Origin of the sequence: Sphingomonas sp. MM-1, assembly GCF_000347675.2 — a bacterium.
GTDB lineage: Bacteria > Pseudomonadota > Alphaproteobacteria > Sphingomonadales > Sphingomonadaceae > Sphingomonas_E > Sphingomonas_E fennica.
In genome coordinates, this window is the sequence record NC_020561.1 from 2776699 (window position 1) to 2802997 (window position 26299).

General features: G+C 64.7%; 20 protein-coding genes. 13 read left to right on the forward strand and 7 right to left on the reverse strand.

What is annotated here, in order from left to right:
• Positions 1-38 precede the first annotated feature (38 nt).
• Together G432_RS13290 and G432_RS13295 are read left to right on the forward strand one after the other, a co-directional pair.
• Complete coding sequence (locus G432_RS13290; protein WP_236626777.1) at positions 39-1391, forward strand: TolC family protein; 1353 nt, start codon at positions 39-41, stop codon at positions 1389-1391.
• Positions 1367-2680 carry an efflux RND transporter periplasmic adaptor subunit gene (locus G432_RS13295; protein WP_144062053.1) on the forward strand — a complete coding sequence of 438 codons (1314 nt, stop codon included), beginning with the start codon at positions 1367-1369 and terminating at the stop codon, positions 2678-2680. Before G432_RS13290 ends, G432_RS13295 begins: the two co-directional genes overlap by 25 nt.
• A 131-nt stretch (positions 2681-2811) precedes the next feature.
• Here G432_RS13295 and G432_RS23325 read toward each other — a convergent pair whose 3' ends face one another.
• Positions 2812-3354, reverse strand: a complete 543-nt coding sequence (locus G432_RS23325) for a hypothetical protein (RefSeq protein WP_144062054.1) — start codon at positions 3352-3354, stop codon at positions 2812-2814.
• A gap of 275 nt (positions 3355-3629) precedes the next feature.
• A complete protein-coding gene (locus tag G432_RS22615; RefSeq protein WP_084673659.1) occupies positions 3630-6866 on the reverse strand; it encodes a TonB-dependent receptor domain-containing protein in 3237 nt (1078 codons plus the stop codon).
• 271 nt (positions 6867-7137) lie between these two features.
• Here G432_RS22615 and G432_RS13310 point away from each other — a divergent pair, with 271 nt between their 5' ends.
• From G432_RS13310 to G432_RS13320, 3 genes are all read left to right on the forward strand, one after another.
• Positions 7138-8097, forward strand: a complete 960-nt coding sequence (locus tag G432_RS13310; protein WP_015459336.1) for a 1-phosphofructokinase family hexose kinase — start codon at positions 7138-7140, stop codon at positions 8095-8097.
• Positions 8098-8187: 90 nt separating this feature from the next.
• On the forward strand, positions 8188-9459 hold the full coding sequence (locus G432_RS13315; protein WP_015459337.1) for a CaiB/BaiF CoA transferase family protein: 1272 nt from the start codon (positions 8188-8190) through the stop codon (positions 9457-9459).
• A 111-nt stretch (positions 9460-9570) separates the two neighbouring features.
• Positions 9571-9966 (forward strand): glycine zipper 2TM domain-containing protein, encoded by a 396-nt coding sequence (locus tag G432_RS13320; RefSeq protein ID WP_015459338.1) that lies wholly within the window; start codon positions 9571-9573, stop codon positions 9964-9966.
• A gap of 49 nt (positions 9967-10015) precedes the next feature.
• On the opposite strand, the gene G432_RS13325 is transcribed toward G432_RS13320, so the two are convergent.
• Together G432_RS13325 and G432_RS13330 are read right to left on the reverse strand one after the other, a co-directional pair.
• Positions 10016-10918, reverse strand: coding sequence for a hypothetical protein (locus G432_RS13325; RefSeq protein ID WP_144062055.1), 903 nt, complete (start codon positions 10916-10918; stop codon positions 10016-10018).
• A gap of 117 nt (positions 10919-11035) precedes the next feature.
• On the reverse strand, positions 11036-11629 hold the full coding sequence (locus G432_RS13330; RefSeq protein ID WP_041865409.1) for an arylesterase: 594 nt from the start codon (positions 11627-11629) through the stop codon (positions 11036-11038).
• A 79-nt stretch (positions 11630-11708) separates the two neighbouring features.
• Here G432_RS13330 and G432_RS13335 point away from each other — a divergent pair, with 79 nt between their 5' ends.
• Together G432_RS13335 and G432_RS13340 are read left to right on the forward strand one after the other, a co-directional pair.
• A complete protein-coding gene (locus G432_RS13335) occupies positions 11709-12401 on the forward strand; it encodes an ABC transporter ATP-binding protein (RefSeq protein WP_015459341.1) in 693 nt (230 codons plus the stop codon).
• Positions 12398-14893 carry an ABC transporter permease gene (locus tag G432_RS13340; protein ID WP_015459342.1) on the forward strand — a complete coding sequence of 832 codons (2496 nt, stop codon included), beginning with the start codon at positions 12398-12400 and terminating at the stop codon, positions 14891-14893. Before G432_RS13335 ends, G432_RS13340 begins: the two co-directional genes overlap by 4 nt.
• A 16-nt stretch (positions 14894-14909) precedes the next feature.
• Here the strand turns inward: G432_RS13340 and pgeF are convergent, their stop codons facing one another.
• From pgeF to lgt, 3 genes are read right to left on the reverse strand one after another with little or no spacing between them, the layout of a single operon-like run.
• A complete protein-coding gene (gene pgeF / locus G432_RS13345) occupies positions 14910-15689 on the reverse strand; it encodes a peptidoglycan editing factor PgeF (protein WP_015459343.1) in 780 nt (259 codons plus the stop codon).
• Positions 15690-15747: 58 nt separating this feature from the next.
• Positions 15748-16806: a class I SAM-dependent methyltransferase gene (locus tag G432_RS13350; protein WP_015459344.1), complete on the reverse strand. Its 1059-nt coding sequence runs from the start codon at positions 16804-16806 to the stop codon at positions 15748-15750.
• A 16-nt stretch (positions 16807-16822) separates the two neighbouring features.
• On the reverse strand, positions 16823-17689 hold the full coding sequence (gene lgt / locus G432_RS13355; RefSeq protein WP_015459345.1) for a prolipoprotein diacylglyceryl transferase: 867 nt from the start codon (positions 17687-17689) through the stop codon (positions 16823-16825).
• 73 nt (positions 17690-17762) lie between these two features.
• Here lgt and G432_RS13360 point away from each other — a divergent pair, with 73 nt between their 5' ends.
• The 6 genes from G432_RS13360 to G432_RS13385 all read left to right on the forward strand — a co-directional run bounded on the left by G432_RS13360 (position 17763) and on the right by G432_RS13385 (position 26290).
• The gene (locus G432_RS13360; RefSeq protein WP_236626778.1) at positions 17763-19460 is read left to right on the forward strand and encodes a class I adenylate-forming enzyme family protein; all 1698 of its coding nucleotides are present in this window, start codon (positions 17763-17765) and stop codon (positions 19458-19460) included.
• A 75-nt stretch (positions 19461-19535) separates the two neighbouring features.
• The gene (locus tag G432_RS13365; RefSeq protein ID WP_015459347.1) at positions 19536-21752 is read left to right on the forward strand and encodes a xanthine dehydrogenase family protein molybdopterin-binding subunit; all 2217 of its coding nucleotides are present in this window, start codon (positions 19536-19538) and stop codon (positions 21750-21752) included.
• Positions 21749-22756, forward strand: a complete 1008-nt coding sequence (gene hemH / locus G432_RS13370) for a ferrochelatase (protein WP_015459348.1) — start codon at positions 21749-21751, stop codon at positions 22754-22756. The genes G432_RS13365 and hemH overlap by 4 nt, the downstream gene beginning before the upstream one ends.
• Before the next feature lie 31 nt (positions 22757-22787).
• A complete protein-coding gene (gene phbB, locus G432_RS13375; RefSeq protein WP_015459349.1) occupies positions 22788-23510 on the forward strand; it encodes an acetoacetyl-CoA reductase in 723 nt (240 codons plus the stop codon).
• Positions 23511-23556: 46 nt separating this feature from the next.
• Positions 23557-23784, forward strand: coding sequence for a ribbon-helix-helix domain-containing protein (locus G432_RS13380; RefSeq protein ID WP_015459350.1), 228 nt, complete (start codon positions 23557-23559; stop codon positions 23782-23784).
• Between the two features lie 88 nt (positions 23785-23872).
• On the forward strand, positions 23873-26290 hold the full coding sequence (locus G432_RS13385; RefSeq protein ID WP_015459351.1) for a TonB-dependent receptor: 2418 nt from the start codon (positions 23873-23875) through the stop codon (positions 26288-26290).
• Positions 26291-26299 lie beyond the last annotated feature (9 nt).

Genomic DNA, 26299 nt, shown 5'->3' on the forward strand with positions numbered 1-26299 from the left:
CGCCGATCGCGGCGGTAAGATCCCCGCCCGCAAATCCGGTGCCCAGCGGGCAGCCGGTGCCGCTCACTCTCGCCGAAACCGTAGCGCTGGGCCTGCGGGACAACCGGACGATCAAGTCCGCCTATCTCCAGCGCGTGGCGCAGAAGTTCGACCTGTTCGTGGCCGACACGCTGTTCCTGCCCAAGCTGAACCTTTCCGCGGATATCGCCCATCAGCGCGTGGGCGGGACCACCTTCAACACCTCCTCCGTCGGCGCGGCCGGCACCTGGCTGACGCCGATCGGCACGCGCGTGCAATTTTCCTGGGATCGGCGCGACCAGCTCGATTCCGGAAGGACGGGCCATAGCGATACGGCGGCTTTGTCCTTCACCCAGCCGCTGCTGCGCGGGGCGGGGACGAAGGTGAACATGGCGCCGGTGCGGATCGCCCGGCTGCAGGAGGAGATCAACAAGCTGAGCCTGAAATCGACGGTGATCGACACCGTCACCGGCATCATCCAGGCCTATCGCCGCCTGTCGCAGGCGCAGAGCCAGGTGGAGCTTGCGGAACTCTCGCTGGAACGGACGCGGGATCTCCTCGAAACCAACCGGGCGCTGATCGCCGCCGGCAGGATGGCCGCCGCCGATATCGTCCAGACGGAATCCGGCGTCGCCAACCAGGAAGTGGCCGTGCTGCAAGCGCGGCAACAGCTGGCGAGCGCGCAGCTCGCCTTGCTGCAATTGCTGGCGGTGGACCCCCGCACCAATGTGGTGGCCGCGGACGAACCCGATGCCGAGCAGGCCGATATCGACCTCGATCGCGTGGTCGACCTCGGCCTTTCGTCGCGCGTCGACATATTGGGGCAGCGCCTGGCGCTGGAACAGACGCGGATCGACCTTGCCGTCGCACGGAACAACCGGCTCTGGGATCTTTCGATCGGCGGCTCCGTCTCCCGCCAGCGGGTGGACGATCCGATCCTGGGGCGGCTCGATCCGCCGACCGACCATAATGTGGGCGTGCAGCTTTCCATCCCGATCGGGGATTTTTCTTACCGCCAGCGGGAAATCGGCGCGACCACCAGCCTGCGGACGGCGGAGCTGCGTTATCAGGACCTCACCCAATCGGTGGAAACGCAGATCCGCGATGCGGTGCAAACGGTGGAGGCGAGCTGGCAGCAGCTGGCGGCCGCCCGCCGCGCCCGCGCTCTGGCGGCGCGCGCGCTGGAATTGCAGCAGGAAAAGCTCAAGGTCGGCCGGGCATCGAATTTCGAGGTGCTTTCCTTCCAGGCGGACCTGCGCACGGCGGACACGCAGGAACTCACTGCCCGCATCGGATATCTGAACGCTTTGACGAGCCTGGATCAGCAAATCGGGAACACGTTGGAAACATGGCGCATATCCCTGAACGATTGAAGCGGATGGATCGGCGATCCCTCGGCTGGCTGGTCGTCGCCGCCGGCGGCCTTTTCGTGCTGGCCCTGTGGTGGCGGTCTCCCGGGCAGCCGGAGGCAGGCGGCGAGACTACCGAGCAGACGATGGTCGTCCAGCCGCGACCCTTCACCGCGTCGATCAGTTTCGCGGGCACGATCAAGGCGGGTGAGGGGACGGGCATCGTCGCCCCGTTCGACGGGACGGTGAAGGAAATGGGGTTCGCCTACGGCAATCCCGTGGCGCCCGGCCAGATGCTCGCCGTGCTCGACGTTTCGGAACTGGAGCAGAGCCGCAACGAGGCGGAAAGCGCCTATCTGAAGGCGATGCAGGCCGCGCGGGACATGGAGGGATGGGCCAGCGGCCCGGAGGTCTCCCGCGCGCGACGGGCGGTGGAAAGCGCCCGGTTCGATCTGGCCGATACGGAACGAAAGCTGGCGGAAACCAAGACGCTGCTGGATCGCGGGCTGGTGGCGCGTACCGAATATGATGGCATGCTCCAGCAACTGCGCACGCAACGCACTGCTGTGGCCTCGGCGAACGAGGATATGCGGGTGGCTTTGGAACGCGGCAGTGGCCCCAATCGGCGCGTGGCGATGCTTGAGCTTGCAAATGCGCGCGCGCGCCTCGCGGTGCTCAATGCACAATTTACGGGAGCAGTGATCCGCGCGAAAGATGCGGGTATCATGGTACGCCCACCTGCAAATAAGCTGGCTGTGGCCGCGGAAAATGATGTCCATGTAGGTGCCCGCGTTTCGCGCGGCCAGCTTATTGGCGTAAACGCCCGTGCGGGTGATCTTATTGTCACTTTCAACATCGAAGAAGCCGATGTCGCTTTGCTCAGGCTGGGACAACGGTTGATGGTAACTGGTGCAGGCTTTATGGGGTTGGCGCTACCGGGAAAGATTGATGCAATTGCTGGGGAAGCCAGCAATCCTGGTGGCGTCACGACACCTGGAAAGGCAATATTTACCGCTACAGCTAGCCTCGATCCGCTGGCGCCTGATCAGGCGGCTCGGGTCAGAGTCGGCATGACTGCCAATATCGCGGTAATGACCTATAATGCGGCTGCCGCATTGGTGGTTCCCCCTTCGGCGGTGCGGGGCGCGGCGCCAGATACCTTCATTTTGGTGCGCAATCAACGTACAGGCAAGGATAGTCCGGCCAAGGTGCAGATCGGGCAGGTCGGACCGGATGGCGTGGAGATTGTGTCGGGGCTGAAGCCTGGGGATACTATAGTGTGGGAGGACGCACAGTCATTTCCATCGCAATAATTTGTATTAACTCATTAATTTTCATCAGCAGTACTATTGTAGGGTCACTTTGAACCTAAAAATATAAAAAGACGCCCAAGCTCCGTTGGGGGCTTGGGCGTTCAGGGAGGAAGTTAACTATATTGGATGAATTACGGAGTCGCGTCGATATCAAATTCACCCGCTGCCGCCGTCAGCGTTCCAGAGAAGGTGCAGGCACCGACGGTTTGATTGAGGAACGTAACTCGCGCGTTCGGGGGCGGAGGCGAGCCCGGATGGGTGTAAGTGCCGCTGATTGATCCCGCGCAGGTGATCAGGCCGCCAATCGCCGTTGCGTTGATGCCGCTGATCGTAACCGTCGTCGGAGAGACCGAAATGGTGGGCGTCCCGTGCAGGGTGGCAAGGGAGCATCCGGTCCCACCGCTCATCGAAAAGCTGCGCAGATTAACGGTATGTCCATGCGATGGATCCGTGGAGAGCGAATGGCTGAAGGTGGTATGGCCATCTCCAGCCATTTCCGGGACGTCATAAACCGCCGTAACGGTGCAGGTGGTGGATACGCCCAAAATCGTCGTTGTAATCGGGCCGCTCAAGACCATGCTATTGCCCGCTTTGCGGATCGTAACGGCATTTGCCGCGCTGCTCATGCCTGCCATAATAAGAGCGGCTGAACAGATAAGTGATAGTTTCTTCATGTATTGTCTCCTTCTCCTAACAATTATTGAGCAGAAGTGACGCAACATACGCAGAATATAACGATGTCTGCGATAAACATCATCTGCCCACGTGCCATTTTAAGGCATGATTATGTTTGCATTGGAATTATATATAGTCAAGTGATTCTTTTTTATAATTATTATAATCTAAAATTTATTAACAAGGCATGGCAAAACGGTTGGGAGATCTAATCGTGTAGATCGCCAAATCCTATGAGTGCTGAAATTATTATTATTTAATATATTATTAAATTTTAAAATTTCTTAGTGATGTTGAATCCTATGATTCTAGGATCGAGGTAAAATGTATTTGCTGGCATTCCTATATCATCAGCACTGAGAAAAACGTCCGTAATTGGTTGGTCATTCAGAACATTCTTCACGTATAATTGGAACGCAAGTTGATCTTTTGGTCTGGCAAAGGAGACAGAAATATTCAAATTTCCCCAACCTTTTAGTTTGTCGAATTCCGTATTATAAACACGAGCATAACTCTTGGACTGTCTATAATAGTCTCCGCGGAAAGTTAGTTCCCAATCGTCGCTGTCCAAAAAGAATGTGTACTGTGCTCCAACATTGAAGGTGAGGTGCGGAGAATTTGGTAGTTCATTGCCGCCAAGATCGGCATCGAATCCTCTTCCGGCATTTGGAGCCTCTGTTAGAGGGTCATAGGTAAACCCTAGATACTGCCAATATGGCACGGTAGTTTCCGGGGGTATATTTGGATTGTAAGATCCAATACCGGTCGATCCGGGGCACAGTGCCGCAAGGGCCAACTCGGATGGAAAGGTGCTGAGTACCTTTTCGACATACTTGGTTGGCGCGACGCAGTTCGTCGGAACCTGTAGCCATGGCCGGACCACCGTCCAGTCCGGATTCCCCTGGGTGCGATCCATCACGTCGATCGATTTCGCATTCTTCTTCAATTTTGAATCGAGATATCCCAAGCTGCTGTTGAAGCGGAAATTTCGGTTCGGCTGCCAGGTCGCTTCTAGCTCGAGCCCCCAAGTTTGGGCATCGAAGTTTTCCGTATAGGTAATACGATCCGTAACCTGAGATATCTGATAATTGTCATAATCATAGAAGAACGCCGTTGCGTTTAAACTTATAGTATTGTTGGCAAGAAGGTTTTTCGTGCCGATCTCAAATGCTGTCAAACCTTCTGGTTTATATCTATCGGATAGGGGAATATATTGAACGATCCGAGGATCAAAATCGACCCGTGGCGGATTGGCGCCGCCACCTTTGTAACCACGAGAGACGGATCCATAGACGAGTGTATCGTCGGTGAAGGAAATATTGGGTTTCCAATCGACAACAGCTCGTCCAGTGAATCTGCTCCATCCCTGATCTATGTCAGGTAGGGCTGGATATCCATAATTTACAGTTCCTCCAGTTATGATGGAACTGCTAAGAAGAAGTTGGCTTGGTATCTGGGTTTGATATTTTTTATCGTTTGTATATCTGGCGCCTAAGGTGATTTTTATATCATCGGTGGCTTGATAATAAGCTTCTCCAAAGATCGCAAACGATTTGGTCTTAACATTATTTCTGCTCAAGAAATAATTGTGGCCAAGGTCATCTATGCTGTTAAGGGGATTTTTGTCCTTATATGGAGCATATTGACACGCTGGATCTTCGCTCGCCGCAGGGCAATTCAGAAATGATATAGTAGGAGGACTTCCAAAAGCCTTTGATAAATCCTGAAGATAAACGAAATCTGTTGTTAGATTAAAAAGATTGCTGAATGCGTAATAATCGTCCGTGGTTTTGAAATTCAGATAATTCGCCCCGACGTTGAAATTGAATCTATTATTAAAATCCGATTGAAGGCGTATTTCTTGGGTCCACTGACGGGTTCTTGTTCTATTCAGATCCATAGTTAGCAATCTATCCGATGATCCAAGTTGAGAATCTGTATAAAATCCATCTGGAAGGGGGCCATCATCGGCGTATGGTTCAAATAGAACGTTATATAATCCTTTGGTGTTTCCAAAAATAGGGTTGGATGCGAATCTATTGTAATCTTGAGAGGAATACCAACGATCTTTGCTGTATCCGCTCTGCGAAATTAAAGTTAAAGATTCGCCAATTTTTAATTCGAGGTTAAGTTGCACAATGTCGTTTTTGGCTTTGAATGTCAGATCGATAGCTGTCGATATTCTACGCGGGTTGCGCGATTGAACAATGCCCGCGTAAGGATCGCCTGCTTTCACAAGGGGTATTGATGCAAATGTATTCGGATCAATGCCAATAACGATAGACTGCGCATTATAGAGCGCGGTCTGGCTTGCGGCGTTAGGCACGCCGAAGGCGGCATCATCGTAAAGCGATCCAGGCAAGCAACCCTGACTTAGGCGGCTGCGCAACCGATCGGGAACAATAGTGCTGCCCACCATTTCCGGACCTGGATCGGTGGTGCACAGCGCCTTGCCGGTGCGAGAGCGGTCGTCATCCTCGTTGAAATGTTCCCAGATGACGTTCGCTTTGAAGCGGTCGCTGGGCTCCCATTGCGCGGAAAGGCGCGTCGACCAGAGATCGCGCCCGTTCACCCGGTTGCGGGTGAACTCGTTATAATCGAAACCCTCGCGCTTGGTGTAGGCGCCCGCGCCGCGGATCGAGAACGTATCGGTCAGCGGGATATTGAGCATCCCGCTCACCCGGCGGGTCTCATAGTTTCCCACCTCGCCCTTCAGCTCGCCCTCAAACTCACCGGTGGGCAGCGCGGGGAAGATGTTGACCACGCCGCCGGTGGCGTTGCGGCCGTAGAGCGTGCCTTGCGGGCCGCGCAGCACCTCCAGCCGGGAGGTGTCGAAGAATTCCTGCTCGAACAGGCGATTCCGGATCAGCGGCGTATTGTTGTAGCTCACCGCCACGCCCGGATCGCTCGACGAGTTCAGTGCCTTGGTGCCGATGCCGCGGATGCCGATATTGTACATGCTCGAAAAGCTTTTCGAGAAGTTCAGGTTCGGCACCCCGCGCACCAGATCGGCGCCGCTTTCGATCTTCTGGCGATCGAGCTGAGTCCCCGAAAAAGCCGATACCGCGATCGGCACGTCCAGGATCTTCTCCTCACGCTTCTGCGCCGTCACCACGATGTCGAGCGTCTCCGCGGGGGTGAGATCGGGATTCTGGGCTTCCGCCTTGCTGGGCCTCGGCGTCGCCGGCTTTTCGACGATGAAGATGCCGGTGCGGCCGACGCGGACGGTCAGGCCCGAATTGGCGAGCAGCCGGTCGAGGGCATCGCGCGCGCTATATTGGCCGGTAAGGGCGGGACTCTGCTTTTCGCGGACCGCTGCGGGATCGAAGGTGATCTGTTGATGGGATGCGCGGGCGAAGGCGTTCAGCGCGCCGCCCAGGCTTTGGCTGGGAATGTTGAAATCGTATAATTGCTCGCTCGTCTGGGCCGACGCCGGCACCGCGCATGCGGTGGCGATGCTGGCAAAGGCCGTCGCAGAATACAGATATCCCCGCAGAAAACTCCGCTTCATGAATGCCCCTCCTCATGCCGCAAGCCTGCTTTCGACTTGTGGTCATGAGGGTGATACGCGCGAACCGCCGATCCCCACATCCGCACGGCACGTCTTTTCCGCACCTTTTTCAGATTTATTTTCGGAAAAGGCGACGTTCGATATCTCCGGGCGGCGTTTTTCCTGATTTTCCGGCGGCATCCCGTGCAGGTGGAGTGGCCGTCGGGTTGCGTGAAATCTTTCGGGCCGGCATCACAGGATCGGTTTTCGGTTGCAGCAAGGATCGCCCGCCATGCGCAGGATCGCCACCCTTACCCTCAATCCCGCGATCGACGGGGCGTGCGAGGCGGAGCGCGTCTTTCCCACGCACAAGATCCGCACGAACAACGAACGCTATGATCCCGGCGGCGGCGGCATCAACGTCGCGCGCGTCGTCGCGCGCCTCGGCGGGGAAGCGGAGGCTTATTATCTGGCCGGCGGCGTCACCGGGGCGGTGCTGGACAGCCTGATCGACAAGGCGGGCATCGCGCGGACGCGGATCGACATTCACGATCACACGCGCGTGAGCCTTGCGGTGCACGAGCGGGCCAGCGGCCAGGAATTCCGCTTCGTGCCGGAAGGGCCGCTGGTCGGCGATGCGGAATGGCAGGCGGCCCTCGATCGCCTGACGGTTGCGGAATGCGATTATCTGGTGGTGAGCGGTTCCCTGCCGCGCGGCGTGCCCGACGATTTCTATGCGCGGACGCGCGCCGCGATGGCGCCGCGCGGGGTGAAATTGGTGGTCGATACGTCCGGGGCGGCGCTGGCGCGCACGCTGGTGGACGGCGGCATATTCCTGATGAAGCCCAGCCAGGGCGAACTGGAGCAGCTGATCGGCCGCAAGCTGGCGGACGTCGCGGCCATTGCCGAGGCGGCCTCCGCCTTCGTGGCGGGCGGGCAGGTGGAGCATGTCGCGGTGACGATGGGCCATCGCGGGGCGGTGCTGGTGAATGCCGGCGGGGCCTTCCTGCTGCCGGCCGTGCCGGTTGAGGCGCGCAGCGCGGTGGGGGCCGGCGACAGCTTCGTCGGGGCGATGACATTGGGCTTCGCGCGCGGATGGAGCGCGGCGGAGGCATTCCGATACGGGCTTGCCGCGGGCACGGCGGCGGTGCTGACGCCGGGGACCGACCTGTGCTGCCGGGAGGATGTGGAACGCATCCTCGCATCGGTGCCGGAGCCGGAGGCGCTGACGATTGGGGCCTCCGCCGGCTGAACCCCCGCCTTCCAGCGCCCCATCCGCATTGTCGGCCCGGAAAGGCGGTGCTAGGCCCGCGCCGGTCTGGATCGCAGTGGAGTAACGGGCATGGAGGCAGGCGCGACGGGCGCGAAACCGCAGGTCCTGGCCGGCGTGAAGGTGCTCGATCTCTCCCGCGTCCTCGCTGGCCCGTGGTGCACGCAGATCCTGGCCGATTTCGGCGCGGACGTGATCAAGGTGGAAATGCCGGGCCGGGGCGACGACACGCGCGGCTGGGGACCGCCCTTCCTCGATCCCGCCCCGGACGAGCCGGGGCCGGGCGAGAGCGCTTATTATCTGAGCTGCAACCGCAACAAGCGCTCACTGGCGCTCGACCTTTCGACGCCGGAAGGGGCGGCGATCGTGCGCCGGCTGGCGGCGGAGGCCGACATCCTCGTCGAGAATTTCAAGGTGGGCGGGCTGGCCAGATACGGGCTCGACTATCAGAGCCTGCGGGCGGTCAATCCGCGGCTCGTCTATTGTTCGATCACGGGATTCGGCCAGGACGGCCCCTATGCCGATCAGGCCGGCTATGATTTCGTGGCGCAGGCGATGGGCGGGCTGATGAGCATCACCGGCGAGCCCGATGGCCCGCCCACCAAGGTCGGCGTGGCGATCACCGATATCACCACCGGCATCTATGCCACCGTTTCGATCCTGGTGGCGCTCCGCCACGCGGAAAGCACGGGGCAGGGCCAGCATATCGATTGCTCGCTGCTGGATACCCAGATCAGCATGCTCGCCAACCAGGCGATGTCCTGGCTGGTGGGCGGCGTCGTGCCCGGCCGGCTGGGTAACGCCCATCCGACGATCGTGCCTTATCGCCTGTTCGACGCGGCGGATGGGTCGGTGGTGGTCGCCGTCGGCAATGACGGCCAGTTCCGGTCGCTGTGCGCGGCGCTGGGGCGGCCGGATCTGGGCACGGACGACCGCTTTGCCCGCAACGCCGCGCGGGTCGCCAATCGCGACGTGCTGGAGCCGGTCCTGGAGGGACTGATCGCTACGCGCAGCGCGGCGGAGGTCATCGCCATGCTGAAGGAAAACGGCATACCCGGCGGCCCCGTCAACCGCATCGACCAGATATTCGGCGATCCGTTCGTGGCGGCGCGGGGATCGGTGCACAATTTCGTGCGGGAGGATGGCGTGGCCGTGCCGACGGTGGCCTATCCCGCCAGGCTATCCGAAACGCCGGCCGATTATCGCCGCCGCGCGCCCTATCTGGGCGAGCATAGCAGCGAGATATTGGGGGAATGGCTGGGGATCGGCACATCCGAGCTTGCCGGCCTGAGGGGGGACGGCGTGATCCGGGATCGCCCCGGCCCCGACGGCGAGGTGCCGTAACGCCGGCGACCCGTGGGGGATTTCCCTTCCGCTTCATGAATATGGCGTAGTGCGCCATTCAGCTTCGGCATGTCATGAACGATATGCAAAGGACACCCAAGGGGACGAGATATGCGTAAGTTCATCATTGCCGCCGTGCTGGCCGCCGTTGCCGTGCCGGCAAGCCCGGTCCTGGCCGATCATGGCCGCGACCGTCATCACGGCAAGCATTACAACAACGGCAATCGCGGCAAGAATTATTGGAAGGGCGACCGCTATTATAATAACGGCCGCTATGACGGCCGCCGCCTGAGCCGCAACGACCATGTCTATCGCGGGCGCGACGGGCGCTATTATTGCAAGCGCGACGACGGCACGACTGGCCTGATCATCGGCGCCGCCGCCGGCGCGCTGCTGGGCCGGACAGTGGACACGAGCGGCGATCGCATGCTGGGCACGCTGCTGGGCGGTGCCGGCGGCGCGCTGCTGGGCCGCGAGATCGATCGCGGCGAGGTGCGCTGCAAGTAAGCGCGGGCGCCGGCGGAACGGGGCAGGCCCCGTCCCGCCGGCACGCGGATCATTGCATGGCCTCGCCATCGGCAAGGAATTCGGCCAGCTTCCAACCGCTGGCCGTCTTCGCGAAATAATAGCCATAGCCGGCGCAGAAGATCACATAGCGATCCCCTTCCCGCACTGGCGCCGCGGCGGCGATGCAGGGGCGGAGCGGCGCAGCGAACAGGCTCATCCACAGGCTGCCGAACTCGTCCGCGCCCAGCTCGTGGCTGTCGAAATGGAACGGAAAGGCGACGAGCGGCCTGACGGCTGCCGCATCGCCCCGGCCGACGGCGGCGGCGAACCCTTCCCAGAAGGCGGCAAAATCGGGCGGCAGGTTCGATCCGGCCTTCGCGGGGGGCGCTCGCGGAACGGAAGCCGGGAAGATGGGCCGCGCCCCGGCCGGTGGAGCCGGCGCCAGTTCCAGCCAGGTGATACGCCGTTCGTCATTATACCAATCGTCGCGAAAGAACTTCGCCCGCGCCCACATCCCGTCCGCGATGGCGACGGGCGGGTCGGCCGCGTTGGTGAAGGAGGCATGGCTGGGATAGCCGCCGACGATGAAGGTGAACGGCGTATCGCCGATGTAGAAATATTCGTAGGTCGTCTCCTTATAGCGATCGAAGGTGGTGACGCCCACGCCGCGCGACGAACCGGCGAAGCTCCGTTCGGTCCAGCGGCGATGGCCGTTGATCGGGCCTTCCACGGTCGTCACCTCGCCCGCAATTGCCCGCGCCTGGACGCGATCATGGTCCGCATAGGGCAGGGCGACGGTCAGCAGGCCGAGGAACAGGGCGAAGCCGGCGGCCAGCTTCCACCACAGCCGCCGTTCCGCCGTCTTCCACAGCCATAAGGTGAGCGCGATTCCGGCCAGCGGAAAGGCCAGCATCACCCATTGGTCGAAGGGCATGGCCCCCGCATCATGCACCACCCGCATCCCGGCACCCGATCATTGCCACGCGCCGATATTGCCCGCGAGCGCAAGGCGCCCTCAATGGGCGCAAAGGTGGCAGTGCGGGATCGATCAGCCTTCCGCAGCGCGATGCTATCGCCCGAGCGCCTTGCGGACGGACGGCAGGATGTTGGCCACGATCACGTCCACGCCGCGCGGATTGGGGTGCATGCCGTCCTTCAGCAGCAGGGCCTTGTTGGTGGCCACGCCCTGCAGGAAGAAGGGATAGAGCGGCACCTGATATTTGCGGGCGAGCGCCGGATGGATGGCGTTGAACTCTCGGGCATAGGCCTGCCCCAGATTTGGCGCCGCCTGCATGCCGGCGACCATGGCGGGAATGCGCCGCCGCTTGAGCTCTGCCAGGATCGCATCCAGATTGGCCCGGGTCTGCGCGTTGGGCAGGCCGCGCAGCATGTCGTTGGCTCCGAGCTCGACGATCACGAGGTCGGGCCTGGCCTTGAGCCCTCCCAATACCCAGCCGAGCCGGGCCGTGCCCTGCGCGGTGGTATCGCCCGAGACGCCGGCATTGTGCACGCGCGCCGGGATGCCGCTTCGCCGCAATGCGGCCTCCAGCCGTGGGGCGAAGCCTTCGCCGGGCTTGAGCTGGTAGCCGGCCATCAGGCTGTCCCCGAAGGCGACGACCAACTTGTCCGCCGCCAGCGCGGGGAAGGTTACGAACAATGTCATGAGGGCGGCGGCATGGACAATCAGGCGCCGCACTCCATATGCGTAACAATCGGGCCTCAAGGGGAAACCTTCCTTCGCTATGTCAGCCGCCAATATCGTCATCGAAGCCCGGAATGTCACGCTGGCGCTGGGCAGGGGTGAAGCGCGCGTCGAAATCCTGCGGGGGATCGATCTTTCGATCGCCGAGGGGGAGACGGTCGCGCTGCTCGGCCCATCCGGTTCGGGCAAGTCATCGCTGATGGCCGTGCTTTCCGGGCTGGAGCGCGCGGATGCCGGCCAGGTGCATGTCGCGGGCGCCGATTTCGCGGCGATGGACGAGGATCGGCTGGCCAGGGCCCGGCGCGGGCGGATCGGCATCATCCTGCAGGCTTTCCACCTGCTGCCGACGATGACGGCGCTGGAGAATGTGGCGGTGCCGCTGGAGCTGGCCGGCCAGGCGGATGCGTTCGCCCGTGCGCGCGTGGAGCTGGAGGCGGTGGGCCTCGGCCATCGCACCGGCCATTATCCGGCCCAGCTTTCGGGGGGTGAGCAGCAGCGCGTGGCGATCGCGCGTGCGGTGGCGCCCCGCCCGGCCATCCTGTTCGCCGACGAGCCGACGGGCAATCTCGATGCCCGAACCGGCGCGGCGATCATGGATCTTCTGTTCGGTCGCCAGCGCGAAACGGGGGAGACATTGCTCGTCATCACGCATGATCCCGCGCTTGCCCATCGTTGCGGCCGGGTCATCGAAATGCTGGACGGGCGGATCGTCAGCGACAGCCGGGCGGCATGAAGCTCGCCTGGGCCTTGGCGCTGCGCGATCTGCGCGGCGGGTTTGCCGGGCTGCGGCTGCTGGCCATCTGCCTGTTCCTGGGGGTGATGGCGCTGGCGGGCGTCGGCAGCCTTTCCAGCGCCATCACGTCGGAACTGGCGTTGCAGGGTCAGTCGATCCTGGGCGGCGACGTCCAGATGTCGATCGTTCAGCGCACCGCCGATCCGGGGGAGCGCGCGGCCTTCGCGGCGGCCGGCCGCGTTTCGGAAACCATCCGCATGCGCGCCATGGCCTCGCGTCCCGATGGCGCCCAGGCGGTGCTCGCCGAGCTGAAGGGCGTGGACGGCGCCTATCCGCTCTATGGCGATTTCAGGCTCGCCCCCGGCGCGCTCGGCGCGCGGCCCAGGGGGAAGGAAGTCGCGATCGCCCCGGCGCTGGCCGATCGGCTGGCGGTGAAGCCGGGCGACATGGTCCGCATCGGCGATGCCGAGCTGCGGGTGATCGGCCTGATCGCCGAAGAACCCGATCGGGTCGGCGAAGGCTTCACCTTCGGCCCGGCGGCGCTGGTGGACATGGATGGCCTTGCCGCCACCGGGCTGGTGCAGCCGGGCAGCCTTTATACCAGCCGCTACCGCATCCGCCTGCCCGATGGGCAGGATGCCGCGAATGTCGCGAAGCAGATCGCCGATCGCTTTCCCGGCGCCGGCTGGGAGGTGCAGGATCGCAGCAACGCCGCGCCCGGCACCCGACGTTTCATCGGGCGGCTGGGCCAGTTCCTGATGCTGGTGGGGCTGACGGCGCTTGCGGTGGCGGGCATCGGCGTGGGCAACGGCGTCACCTCCTATCTGGAGGGCAAGCGCAACGCGATCGCGACGCTGAAGGTGCTGGGCGCTTCCTCGCGCACCATATTCCTTTCCTATCTGATCCAGATCGGGCTGGTCGCCGGCGCGGGGATCCTGGCCGGCGTGGTTGCGGGCAGCCTGGTTCCGTCCGCCGTCGTCGCGCTCGCCGGGGATGCCCTGCCGGTGCAGCCGCATTTTGCCATTCACGCGCGGCCCCTGTTGCTGGCCGCGCTCTATGGCCTGCTGATCGCGCTGCTGTTCGTGCTGGCGCCGCTCGCCCGCGCCCGTGCCGTGACCGCCGCGTCCCTGTTCCGTGGCGGGGTGGAGACGGCGAGACGGCCGGCATTTCCCGTCTTAGCGGCGATGGCCATCACGCTTGCGGCGATCGTCGCGCTGGCGGTCGGCACCGCGCGGGAACCGCTGTTCGCGGCGTGGTTCGTTGCCGCCGTCGCGGGGCTGCTGCTGCTGCTCACCCTGATCGGCTGGGCGGTGCGGCGCATCGCCGCGCGCCTGCCGCGCCCGCGCAGGCCGCTGCTGCGGCTGGCGATCGCGAACCTGCACCGGCCGGGCGCGCAGACGGGCCGGCTCGTCGTGGCGCTCGGCCTCGGGCTCACGCTTTTCGCCACGCTCGCGGTGATCGAGACCAATCTTTCCGGCCAGATCGACAGCACCGTGCCGGCCAAGGCGCCGAGCTTCTTCGCGCTCGACATTCCGGTCGACGATATCGATCGGTTCCGCGCGCTGGTGGCCGCCCGCGCGCCGGGGGCGGAGGTCCGCACCGTGCCGTCGCTGCGGGGGCCGGTGGTGTCATTCGGCGGCAAGCGCGTGGCCGATCTCGATACGCTGCCCGAGGGCGCCTGGATCCTGCGCGGCGATCGCGGGCTCACTTATTCCGCCACGCCGCCCGAAGGCAGCCGCGTGGTCGAAGGCCAATGGTGGCCGCCCGATTATTCGGGGCCGCCGCTCGTTTCGCTGGACGTGGAGGCCGCCCGCATCCTGGGCCTGAAGGTCGGGGACGAGATCACCGTGTCGGTGCTGGGCGTCGAGGTGCCCGCGACCATCGCCTCGCTGCGCGAGATCAAGTGGGACACGATGGGCTTCAACTTCGTGCTGGTCTATTCGCCGGGGGTGCTGGAGGGCGCGCCGCACAGCTACATGGCCACCATCGCCATGCCGGAAAAGGGCGAGGCCGCGCTCAACCGCGAGATCACCCGGCAATTCCCGTCCGTGTCGCTCATCCGGGTGAAGGAGGTGATCGGCCAGGTGGCGGACGTGCTGGGCCAGCTTTCCACCGCGGTCCGCTCCGCCGCGTCCGTGGCGCTGGCGGCGGGCATCGCCGTGCTGGTCGGTGCCATCGCCGCTTCGCGCCGGTCGCGCATCTACGATTCGGTGCTGCTCAAGCTGCTGGGCGCAACGCGCCGGCAGGTGCTGGCCGCGCAGGCGATCGAATATGCGATCCTTGCGTCCATCCTCTCCCTGCTGGCCGCATTGTTCGGCGCGTTGGCCGGCTGGTATGTGGTGACGGGCGTGTTCGAGCTCGATTGGGCGCCCGACTGGATGGTGGTGGGCGCGACGCTGGCGATCGGCGGCTTCGGCACGCTGGCGCTGGGCCTGCTGGGATCGCTGCCGGCGCTGGCGGCGCGGCCCGCCCGCGCGCTTCGGGAATTGTGATGCGCCGGGCGGCCGCTCAGGCGTGGGGCGGCAGCCCGATCAGCGATATCTGCCGGCCATAGCCGGGCTCGCCGCGATGGGTGGCGCGGCGGAAGCTGTAGAAACGATCGGGATCGGCATAGGTATCGAGGCCCAGCGCCTCGACCCGGCCGATGCCGGCGGCGGCGATGCGGGCGGTGACATAGGCTTCGATGTCGAACTGATAATGGCGGGCACGCACGCCATCGGTGAAGAAGCGCTCATTTTCGGCATCATCCTCGGCAAAGCGGCGGAGGAAGGCTTCATCGACCTCATAGGATGCGCGCGCGATACAGGGGCCGATCGCCGCGACGATCCGCCCGCGATCGGCGCCGATCGCCTCCATCGCCGCGATCGTCGCATCGGTGACGCCACCGATCGCGCCCTTCCACCCGGCGTGGGCCGCGCCGATTACCCCGGCCTTGCTGTCGGCGAACAGCACCGGCACGCAATCGGCGGTCAATATGCCGAGCAGCAGGCCCGGCCGATCGGTGACGAGCGCGTCCGCATGCGGCCGGGCATCGTCGGGGAAGGGCGCGCCGACCTTTACCGCATCGGCCGAATGGACCTGGTGCAGCGTTACCAGCTGCGCATCCGGCAGCACGGCGGCGACGGCGCGCCTGCGATTTTCGCGGATGGCATCGCGATCGTCGTCCGATCCCAGCCCTACGTTCAGCCCGGCGTGGATGCCCATGGAAACGCCGCCGCGCCGGCCGAGAAAGGCGTGGGGGATATCGCCCAGCGAGGCGGCGCGGATCGGATCGATGGCTTGCGTCATGGCGGGCTTCTTACACCGATGGATACGGTTGGACAGCCCGCGCCATACCGATGAACCGTTAGGCCGGCGGTGCCCCGAATCCGGCCGGTTCCGGCCAGCCGGGGGCGACGAACGCCATCACCTTGAACAGCTCCCCCATCTCGCTCGCGTCGGTGAGGCGGTGCCGGGCGGCCTCGATCTCTTCGGCGCGGGTGGGCGAGCCGCGGGAAAGCGCCGCCGTCCGCGCGCCGATGCCGATCGCTTCCAGCCATGCCCCCTGGCCGACGGGGCCGTGGACGCGCACGCCCTCCGCCTCGCCGGCCTGGCGGATCGCGGAAAAATCGACATGGGCGGTCAGGTCGCGCGTGCCGGGGCGGGCGAACGGATCGGCATAGGCATGGGCGTGGACCGCCTGGAAGGTGTCCCCCGCCGCGCGGCCGGCATAGCCATAGTCGATGATGATCGCGGCGCCGCCCTGCTCGGCGATGCGGCCGGCGACGTCGCGGGCGATGGCGGTGCCCATGGGCGCGCTTTCCAGGATCGAGCCGGCGGGCGCATCCCGCAGGCGATCGGGCACGAGGGCGTCGACGGGCACTTCGCCGGGCACGGGGACGAAGCCGTCCGGGCCGTGCGCCACCATCCGCTCGCGCCAGCCGTTCACGGTGCGGACGAACTGGCGGATGGGAAGCGCGTCGAAGAATTCGTTGGCGACCAGCAGCAGGGGCTTGCCGGCGGGCAGGGTGGAAAGATCGTCATGCCAGGCGGCATTGGCGAAGCGTTCGGCCTGCGCGGCCCGGAGCGCCGGGCTGGTCTCGACGAAATGCACGGCCGGCTGGAGGCCGACGGCGCGCATCGCCCGCGTCGCATCGGCGGCCAGCGTGCCCCGGCCCGGCCCCAGCTCGACATAGCAGGCGGGCTCCTCCCCGGCCTGCTGCCAGAGGTCAGCCAGCCAGAGGCCGATCAACTCCCCGAACATCTGGCTGATTTCGGGCGCGGTGACGAAGTCGCCCGCCGCCCCCAGCGGATCGCGCGACGCGTAATAGGCGCCGTTGGCCTCGGCCATGAACTGGGCGATGGGGATCGGGCCGACCGCCCGGATCAGGCGGGCGAGCCGTTCTTCGCAGCTGGGGCTCGTCATCGGAACCCGCGCCGGCTCAGGCGACGCTCTGGTCGCCTGCCACGGGCTCCACGCGCTGGCGGCGGCCCCTGGCGGTGAGGATCAGGTAGAGGCCGCCCAGGATCATCGGCACCGTCAGCCACTGGCCCATGCTGAGGTGGGTGCGCGCGGCGAATTCCATCAGCTGTGCGTCCGGCTCGCGGAAATATTCCACGCAGAAGCGGCTGAGGCCGTAGCCGAGCAGGAAGGTGCCGACGAGCTTGCCGGGCTGGTAGCGGGCATCCGTCTTCCAGAAGAGGAACCACAGGACGGCGAACAGCAATATCCCTTCCAGCCCCGCCTCGTAGAGCTGGCTGGGATGGCGGGCGACGTCGCCGCCGCGCGGGAAGATCATCGCCCACGGCACGTCGGCCGCCCGGCCCCACAATTCGCCGTTCACGAAATTGGCCAGCCTGCCGAAGAACAGGCCGAACGGCACGCAGCAGGCCACATAATCGTGGATGCGCAGCCAGTTGAGCTGATATTTCCGCGCGAGCAGGATGATGCCCAGCGACACGCCGATCACCCCGCCGTGGAAGGACATGCCGCCTTCCCACAGCTTCAGCACGTCCAGCGGGTGCTGCCATATCTCCGGCTGGTAGAATGTGACATAAGCGAGCCTGCCCCCGATGAGGATGCCGAGCGTGGCATAGAACACCATGTCGTCGGCATGGCGGCGGGCCATCGGTGCGCCCGGCTGGTCGAGCAGCTTGAGCAGATACCACCAGCCGATGAGGATGCCGGCGATATAGGCCAGCGAATACCAGCGGAGCTGGAAGAAACCGAGGTCGAGCGCCACAGGGGAGAGGCCAAGCTGGTCAAACCGCAAGGCTGCCGTAGCGTCAGCGAGGAAGGTCAGGATCAAGGCTTTTCCCCGAGGATTTTGGCCCTCATAAAGGGGGCAACGAGAAACGCAAAGCGTGAGGAGAGAGCGGCCGATGCCTAGTGAGCAGGACGCCCGCATGCAAGCGGTGATGGATGCGGTTACCGGGCCGGGGGGCCTCGTCGAGATCACGCATGACGCGCGCGGCTTCGCGATGGCCGCGAAGCTGCCGGCCACGCTGCCCGATCTCTTCCGCTTCGCCTGCGGCCAATATGGGCCGGAAACCGCGCTCGTCGCCGGCAAGGAACGGCTGACCTACGCCGATCTGGACATGTGGTCCGAACGGCTGGCCCGGTCGCTTGCCGGTGGGCATGGCATCCGCAAGGGCGATCGGGTGGCGATCGCCATGCGCAACGCGCCGGCCTGGATCGTCGCCTATATGGCGGCCGCGAAGGCGGGCGCGATCGTCACGCTGATCAACGGCTGGTGGACGCCGGAGGAACTGGCGCACAGCCTGCAGCTTTCCACCCCCAGCCTCGTCATCGCGGACGGCCCGCGCGCACAGCGGATCGCCGATACCGGCATCGAGGTTCGCGTGGCCGATCTGCTGATCGACCTTCCGATCGCGCAGGCGCTGGCGCCGCTGATCGACGGCGTGGCCGAAGGCGATCTGCCGGCGGTGTCGCCCGAGGACGACGCCACGCTGCTCTTCACCTCGGGCTCCACCGGCCAGTGCAAGGGCGCGGTCTCCACCCATCATGCGGTGACGACCGCCACCTATTGCTTCGTGGCGCTCACTGCCACGCTGTTGGGCGCGTTCTATGGCGGGGATCGCAACAATCTGCCGGGCGCGCCGGCGGCGCTGGTGACGGTGCCGCTGTTCCACGTCACCGGTGAGATACCGGTGTTCGTCGCCAGCATCGTGATCGCGCGCAAGCTGGTGCTGATGCCCAAATGGGATGCGACCGAGGCGCTCAGGCTGATCGAGGCGGAGAAGGTGAGCTATTTCGTCGGCGTGCCGACGATGAGCCTGGAGTTGATGCAGCATCCCGATCGCGGCCGTTACGATCTTTCCACCCTGCTCGACATCGCGGCCGGCGGCGCGCCCCGCCCGGCGGCGCATGTGCCGCGCCTGATGGAGGCCTTCCCGCAGAGCAACCCGATGATGGGCTATGGCCTCACGGAGACGAACGCGGTCGGCTGCACCAACTGCCGGGGCAATTATGCCGCGAAGCCTTCCTCGACCGGTCCGGCGCAGGCGCCCTTCGTCCATGTCGCCATCTATGATGACGATGGCAATGCGCTGCCACCGGGCGAGCGGGGCATGATCGGCATCGCCAGCGCGGCCAACATCCGGGGCTATTGGAACAATCCGGAGGCGACCGCCGCGGCCTTCACGGCGGACGGGCATTTCCTGACGGGCGATGTCGGCTATCTGGACGAGGACGGCTATCTCTTCATCGTCGATCGCGCCAAGGATATCGTGATTCGCGGCGGCGAGAACATCTCCTGCATCGAGGTGGAGGCCGCGCTCTACGCCTATCCCGACGTGGCCGAGGCGAGCGTGTTCGGCCTGCCGGACGAGCGGCTGGGCGAAATCGTCGGCGCGGTGGTGCGGATGCGCCGGGGCGGGGCGGTGGATGCGGTGACCTTGCTGGAATTCCTCGGCGGGCACCTCGCCAGGTTCAAGCTGCCCGCGCATCTCTGGTTCTCGGACGATCCCCTGCCGCGCCTCGGCACCGGCAAGATCGACAAAAGGGCGCTGCGGGAGCGCTTCACCAGGCAGATGGAAGCGGACGCCCGCGCGGCCTGATCGCCCTCAAGCCACTGGCGTTCGCGGCGCGCCCTCCTTATTCAGCCGGGTGATGATGGGATCTCGGGGCCTTCCATGGCGATAAGCCGTCGCAATTTCCTGGTCGGTGGCGGCGCCGGGGCGGGCCTGCTCCTCGCCTGGGGGCTCTGGCCGCGCAGCTATCGCCCCAATCTCGTCGCCAGTCCGGGCGAGGCCATCTTCAACGCCTTCCTGAAGATCGGCGAGGACGGCCATGTCGCCGTGGTGGTGCCGCAGGCGGAGATGGGGCAGGGGGTGTGGACCTCGCTGCCGCAGGTGCTGGCCGATGAACTGGGGGCGGACTGGCGGACCATCGCGGTCGAACCCGCGCCGATCAGCCCGCTCTACGCCAATGATTTCCTGATCGGCGAGGCCGCCCAGGGCATGCTGCCCGATCTGCTGAAGGGCGTGGGCGGCTGGGCCGCGCGGCAATATGCCATCCGGTCCGCGCTGATGGTGACGGGGGGATCAAGCTCGATCCGGGGGTTCGAAACCCGCTTCCGCGAGGCCGGCGCCGTTGCCCGCGCCCTGCTCTGCACGGCGGCGGCAAAGCGCTGGGATGCCGATTGGCGGGCCTGTGATACGGCGGTCGGCTTCGTCACGCGCGGCGAGGATCGCCTGCGCTTCGGCGAGCTTGCGGCGGAGGCGGCGTCGCTCGACGCGCCGGGCGGCGTCGCCCTGCGCGCGCCGGGGGCGGGTGGGCTTTCCGGCCGTTCGGTGCCGCGCATCGACTTGCCGTCCAAGGTGGACGGATCGGCCCGCTATGCCGGCGACGTGCGCCTGCCGGATATGGTGTTCGCGGCGGTCCGCCACGGCCCGCACGGCGCCACCCGGCTGACGGGCGTGGACAAGGCGGCGGCGGAGAAGGTGCCGGGGGTCATCGCGGTTGTCCAGAATCCGGGCTGGGCCGGGGCCGTCGCCACCAATGGCTGGGCGGCCGAGCGCGCGCTGGATGCGATGCGCCCTCGCTTCACCACTGACGGCCCTTTCCCGGACAGTGACTCGATCGATCAGGCGCTCAATGCCGCGCTCGACGGGGGCGAGGCCACGCGGTTCGTCGCCGTCGGCGATGTCGACGCGGCCTTTGTCGGCAAGCAGGGGCTGAAGGTCGATTATTCGGTGCCGCTCGCCGTCCACGCGGCGATGGAACCGCTGGCCGCGACCGCGCGGCTGATCGGGGACCGGATGGAGGTGTGGATGCCCACGCAGGCGCCCGGCCTCGCCCGCGCCGCCGTCGCCCGCGCGCTCGACATGAGCGAGGGGCAGGTGACGATCTATCCCATGCTGGTCGGCGGCGGCTTTGGCCGGAAGATCGAGAATGATGCCGCCGTCCAGGCCGCGATCATCGCGCGGGAGGTTCGGCGCCCCGTCCAGCTCACCTGGTCGCGTCGCGACGACATCCAGCAGGATCGCTTCCGCCCCGCCGCCCGCGCACGGATGGCGGCGGCCCTGGGCGAGCGGGGTGAGGTGGTCGGCTGGCAGGCGCGCATCGCGGCCCCCGCCGCCATGGCCTCCATGCAATCGCGGCTGATGGCCGGCGGCGGCGATCCGGGCGCGAAGGCGGAGCTGTCCGCCGTGGAAGGGGCGTTGCCGCCTTATGCCATTCCGGCGATCGCGATCGATCACCTGCCGGTCGATATCGGGATACCCACCGGTATCTGGCGATCGGTGGCGAACAGCTACACCGCCTTCTTCACCGAATGCTTCATCGATGAGCTTGCCCGATCGGCGGGGATCGAGCCGCTATCGTTCCGCATGCAGATGCTGGGCGGCAATCCCCGCCTCGCCCATTGCCTGACGACGGTGACGGCTATGGGCGGGTGGGATGGCGGCATGCCCGGCGGCAATCAGGGGCTGGCATGCCATTCCAGCTTCGGCAGCCATGTGGCGATGCTGGTGGAGGCGCATGTCGGCGAGGATCAGCGCATCGTCGTCGATCGCGTGGCGGCGGCGGTGGATTGCGGGCGGATCATCCACCCCGATATCGTTCTCCAGCAGATCGAAGGCGGGATCGTCTGGGGGCTGGCGGCTGCCTTCGGCGCGACGACGGGCTTCGCCCGCGGCATGGCGGAGGCGCGCAATTTCGACGCGCTGAACCTGCCGCTGCTGGCCGGCACGCCCGATATCCGCGTGGAGCTGATCCCAAGCAAGGAGGCGCCCGGCGGCGTGGGCGAGATCGCGGTGCCGCCGGTGGCGCCCGCCGTGGCCAATGCGATCTTCGCCGCAACGGGGCAGCGCCTGCGCTCGCTGCCGCTGGCCATCGGCGGCCAGTGAACCCGCCCGCCGATCATCCCGCCGTGCCCCAGCGGCGCATCGGCGTGCTGCTGGTCAACCTCGGCACGCCGGACGCGCCGGATGCGTCCTCGGTCCGGCGCTATCTCCGGGATTTCCTCTCCGATCCGCGCGTGGTCGAAATCCCCCGGTTGATCTGGCAGCCGATATTGCACGGCCTGATCCTGCCGACGCGGCCGAAGAAATCGGCCCATGCCTACGCCCAGGTCTGGCGGCCGGATGGTTCCCCGCTCGCGGCCATCACGCGGGCGCAGGCGGCGGCGCTGGCGGGCGCCTTCGGGCCGGACGTCATCGTCGATCATGCCATGCGCTATGGGCGCCCCGCGATCGGCGATCGCATCCGCGCGCTGGTTGCGGCCGGGTGCGACCGCATCCTGCTCGCCCCGCTCTATCCGCAATATAGCGCGGCGACGACGGCGACCGCCAATGACCGCGCCTTCGCCACCCTGGCGGCGATGCGGTTCCAGCCCGCCATACGGACGCTGCCGCCCTATTTCGATCATCCGGATCATATCGCCGCGCTGAAGGCCGGTATCGAAGGGGCGCTGGCGGCGCTGGATTTCGTGCCCGAGGCGATCGTCGCCAGCTTTCACGGCATGCCCGAACGCACGCTCCGCCTCGGCGATCCCTATCATTGCCAGTGCCAAAAGACGGCGCGGCTGTTGGGGGAGGCGCTGGGACGCGAGCTCATCGTCACCTTCCAGTCCCGTTTCGGCCGGGCGAAATGGCTGGAGCCGTCCACCGACGTGACGCTCGCGGCGCTACCGGGCCGGGGCATCCGCAAGGTGGCGATCGTGGCGCCGGGCTTCGCGGCCGATTGCCTCGAAACGCTGGAAGAACTGGCGATCAGGGGGCGCGACGGCTTCCTCGCGGCGGGCGGGGAGAAGTTCGCTTATCTTCCCTGCCTCAACGATAGTGGCGCCGGCATCGAAATGTTGAAAAAACTCCTGGGTGCCGAGCTTGAAGGCTGGCGGGCGGGCCTCTAGACTTTCGCGAAATTGCCGTGGGAGTACGCAAATGGCCAGAATTGCGATCGTGACGGGTGGAACGCGTGGGATCGGGGAGGCCATCAGCCTCGCCCTCCAGGCCAAGGGCGTCACGGTTGCGGCCAACTATGCCGGCAACAGCGAACGGGCCCGCGCCTTCACCGATCGCACCGGCATCCCCGCCTATCAGTGGGACGTCGCCGATCATGAGGCGTGCCTTGCCGGCGTGCGGCAGGTGGAGGCCGATCTCGGCCCGATCGACATCGTCGTCAACAATGCCGGCATCACCCGCGACGGCACCCTGCTGAAGATGGACTGGCAGGCGTGGGACGAGGTGATCCGCACCAATCTGGGCGGCTGCTTCAACATGGCCAAGGCCACCTTCGCCGGGATGCGGGATCGCGGCTGGGGCCGGATCGTCAATATCGGCTCGATCAACGGCCAGGCCGGGCAATATGGCCAGGTGAATTATGCGGCCGCCAAGTCCGGCATCCACGGCTTCACCAAGGCGCTGGCGCAGGAAGGCGCGAAATTCGGCGTCACCGTGAACGCGATCGCGCCGGGCTATATCGATACCGACATGGTGGCCGCGGTGCCGCAGGAAGTGCTGGCCAAGATCGTGGCCAAGGTGCCGGTGGGCCGGCTCGGCCATGCGGAGGAGATCGCCCGCGGCGTCACCTTCCTTGCCAGCGAGGATGCGGGCTTCATCACCGGCTCCACCCTGTCGATCAACGGCGGGCAGCACATGTATTGACGGCACCGGCCCTTTTCCCCGCGGCCATCCGCGCCGGACGGCCCTGATGCCGGGGCCGGTCAAGCGTTCGGTGATGATCGCGGGGCATTCCACCTCGATCAGTCTAGAACCACCTTTCTGGGATGCCCTCGTCGCGGCCGCGCGGGCGGAGGATATCCCTCTCAACGCCCTGGTCGCGCAGATCGATGCGGATCGGGTGCTCGATCCCGATCCTCCAAACCTCGCCAGCGCCATCCGCGTCTGGCTGTTTGAACGCGCCTGTCGATCTCAATAATCGACGTTGACAATATTGAGAATGACTAGCAATAGCCTCCCCCGATAAGTTCGGGCCGCGCAGATGCGGCGCAAAAGGGGAGCCATCCATGGCCAGTTCGGATTTCCGCAGTTCCGTAGCCACGCCTGCCTTCATCGCCCTCGGCTGCGTGGGCTTCATCGCCTCCGCGCCCGCCATGGCGCAGTCCGGCGGCACGGCCGAGGGCGGCAAGCTCGGCGGCGTCACCGTCGAGGCAGAGGCGATCGAGGAAGGCATCAAGGTCGATCGCGTGGAATCGCCGAAGGCGACGGCGCCGCTGCTGGATACGCCGCAGACGATCACGGTGGTTTCGGCCGAAACCCTGCGCCAGCAGAACCTCCTTACGCTGCGCGATGCGCTTTCCACCTTGCCGGGCATCACTTTCGGTGCGGGCGAAGGCGGCGGTGGCTTCGGCGATAGCATCAACCTGCGCGGTTATTCGGCAAACAACGATATTCTCTATGACGGCGTGCGTGACAGCGCGCAGTATAGCCGCACCGAGACGTTCAATATCCAGCAGATCGAAGTCTATAATGGCGCGAACAGCGTGTTCAACGGCTCGGGTTCGATCGGCGGATCGATAAACCTCGTGCAGAAGACGCCGCAGGCGGGCGATCTCACCACCGTTTCGGCCGGTATCGGCACCGACAATTATTATCGCGCCACGGTGGACAGCAATGTCCGCGTGAGCGATCTGGTCGCCGTCCGTCTCAACGCGGTTATCCACGAGAATGACTATCCGGGTCGCGACGTCGAAAAGAACAAGCGCTGGGGCATCGCGCCTTCTGTCAAGATCGGTGCTGAAGGACCGACGAGCCTGACGCTTTCCTACCTCTATCAGCGCGACAACAATATCCCCGTCTATGGCGTGCCTTATTACCGGAACGCCGTGAACGATGGCCCGCTGGACGGCATCAAGGACAGCAGCTATTTCGGCATCCGCAATCTGGACGATCAGGATATCTACCTGAACCAGGCGACAATGCGCTTCGATCATGCCTTCAGCGACAAGGTATCGATCCGCAATCTGACCCGCTGGCAGCGCGTGGAGCAGAATACAGTCACCTCCGCGCCGCAAGGCACTTGGTGCCTTGCCGATGGCACGCTTCCTACCGGCCTGCCCTGCACCGGAGCCACGAATCAGCCGGGTTTCTTTTATCCAAGCGGGCCGCGCGGTTTCGTGCGTGATCAGGAAAATGAACTCTATTACAATCAGACCGACCTCAAGGCGGATTTCCTGACCGGTCCGCTGCACCACAGCTTCGTGATAGGCGTTGCCTATACTAGAGAAGATTATCACATGGACACGGGCCAGTTGCTGCGCGATGCGGCTGGTAACACCATCCCGCAGCCACCCATCAGCATCACTAATCCGAACACGGTGTATACCGGACCGGTCAATTATATCCGTTCCAGCCAGGCTTATGGTTCGACCACCAACAAGGCGATCTACGCCTTTGACACGATCGCGCTGGTGTCCCAGGTCGAGTTGAACCTGGGTGCGCGTTACGAGAACAACAAGGCGCGCTTCCGCACCGATACCTATAACACCACAGTTGGCCCCAATCTGGGTGCTTATACCCGTGGCGCCAATCAGGTGAGCGACGAGAATCTTTTCTCATGGCGTGCTGGCCTTACCTACAAGCCTACCGAGTGGGCGAGCCTCTATGTCGCCTACGGCAATTCGCGCACGCCGCGCTCGGCCTCGGTGCGTGCGGGCTGCGGCACGGTGATCGGTCTGCCTACCGGCGGCACCGCTGACCCCTGTGATGTGGCGCCGGAAAAGGCGTTCAACTACGAAATCGGCGCCAAGGCGGAATTGTTCGACCGCCAGCTGCTACTGACGGCGGCTCTGTTCCGTAACGATCGCACCAACTACAGCGTCAACACCAACGATCCCATCGCGCCGACGCTGCCGGTGCAGGACGGGCATAGCCGCGTGGATGGCATCGCCTTGGGTGCGTCGGGGAACATCACCCGAGAATGGGCCGTGTTCGCCAACTACACCTATCTCGATGGCGAGGTGCGGCAGAGCGTGTCGGATTACTGTCTGGAGCATCCCGGGCCGATTGTCGGCACGCCCAACACAAATCCCTGCGGCAACAATGCGGCTGTTCTTGATCCGCAGCGTGGCCAGCGGCTCACGAACACGCCGCGCCACTCGGGGAGCCTCTTCACCACCTACATGCTGCCTTTCGGCCTGCAGGTTGGTTACGGCTTCACCTATCAGGGCAGCTTCGCATTCAACAATAGCGCGCTCGTGACGCCGCTGGTGGCGGGCAGCACGGCGCTGACGCCCGTGTTCAAGAGCAAGAGCTACCTCGTTCACCGCGCCTTCTTTGGCTACGAAGTGATGGAAGGTATGCAATTGCAGCTCAACATCCAGAACTTCACCGACAAGCGTTACTTCACGGGTATCCGCAACAATGGCTGGGCGACGCCGGGCGAAGGCCGCTCCGCACGCTTCACGATCAACTACAGCTTCTGATCGGTCACC

Excerpts from the sequence above, each read along its gene's own strand:
- G432_RS13295 (WP_144062053.1), top strand. The coding sequence starts at position 1,367 with ATGGCGCATATCCCTGAACGATTGAAGCGGATGGATCGGCGATCCCTC.
- G432_RS23325 (WP_144062054.1), bottom strand. The coding sequence starts at position 3,354 with ATGAAGAAACTATCACTTATCTGTTCAGCCGCTCTTATTATGGCAGGC.
- G432_RS22615 (WP_084673659.1), bottom strand. The coding sequence starts at position 6,866 with ATGAAGCGGAGTTTTCTGCGGGGATATCTGTATTCTGCGACGGCCTTT.
- G432_RS13310 (WP_015459336.1), top strand. The coding sequence starts at position 7,138 with ATGCGCAGGATCGCCACCCTTACCCTCAATCCCGCGATCGACGGGGCG.
- G432_RS13315 (WP_015459337.1), top strand. The coding sequence starts at position 8,188 with ATGGAGGCAGGCGCGACGGGCGCGAAACCGCAGGTCCTGGCCGGCGTG.
- G432_RS13320 (WP_015459338.1), top strand. The coding sequence starts at position 9,571 with ATGCGTAAGTTCATCATTGCCGCCGTGCTGGCCGCCGTTGCCGTGCCG.
- G432_RS13330 (WP_041865409.1), bottom strand. The coding sequence starts at position 11,629 with ATGACATTGTTCGTAACCTTCCCCGCGCTGGCGGCGGACAAGTTGGTC.
- G432_RS13335 (WP_015459341.1), top strand. The coding sequence starts at position 11,709 with ATGTCAGCCGCCAATATCGTCATCGAAGCCCGGAATGTCACGCTGGCG.
- G432_RS13340 (WP_015459342.1), top strand. The coding sequence starts at position 12,398 with ATGAAGCTCGCCTGGGCCTTGGCGCTGCGCGATCTGCGCGGCGGGTTT.
- pgeF (WP_015459343.1), bottom strand. The coding sequence starts at position 15,689 with ATGACGCAAGCCATCGATCCGATCCGCGCCGCCTCGCTGGGCGATATC.
- G432_RS13350 (WP_015459344.1), bottom strand. The coding sequence starts at position 16,806 with ATGACGAGCCCCAGCTGCGAAGAACGGCTCGCCCGCCTGATCCGGGCG.
- G432_RS13360 (WP_236626778.1), top strand. The coding sequence starts at position 17,763 with ATGCCTAGTGAGCAGGACGCCCGCATGCAAGCGGTGATGGATGCGGTT.
- G432_RS13365 (WP_015459347.1), top strand. The coding sequence starts at position 19,536 with ATGGCGATAAGCCGTCGCAATTTCCTGGTCGGTGGCGGCGCCGGGGCG.
- phbB (WP_015459349.1), top strand. The coding sequence starts at position 22,788 with ATGGCCAGAATTGCGATCGTGACGGGTGGAACGCGTGGGATCGGGGAG.
- G432_RS13380 (WP_015459350.1), top strand. The coding sequence starts at position 23,557 with ATGCCGGGGCCGGTCAAGCGTTCGGTGATGATCGCGGGGCATTCCACC.
- G432_RS13385 (WP_015459351.1), top strand. The coding sequence starts at position 23,873 with ATGGCCAGTTCGGATTTCCGCAGTTCCGTAGCCACGCCTGCCTTCATC.